Annotated in this window: 1 pseudogene; it reads right to left on the minus strand. The window is 29.7% G+C overall.

The annotated features are described in order from the left end of the window. Nucleotides 1–239 (minus strand): annotated as a pseudogene (locus tag CAMP5118_RS08030) (hypothetical protein); the annotation flags it as partial.

A 239-nucleotide genomic window follows, 5' to 3' on the forward strand; every position in this document is an offset into this window, starting at 1 on the left:
TAAGGGGTAGTATGAAAGTCTATCTTTACGCCTTTATTTAATATAACTGTATTATTATTAGCATTAGCATCTACACCAAAAGCACCTAAGATATAAGGAGCACCATTTAAAGGTAAGGTATAGGTGTTTTCAACACCCATATTTACATAGGCATCTTTTAAGAAGTTTAAAGTATTATTACTTACTTCACCTTTTCTAGCTATGGCTGGAGTGATTAGAAAATTATATTTATTATCTAA

Source organism: Campylobacter sp. LMG 7929 (assembly GCF_024723595.1).
In the GTDB taxonomy this organism is placed as follows: domain Bacteria; phylum Campylobacterota; class Campylobacteria; order Campylobacterales; family Campylobacteraceae; genus Campylobacter_D.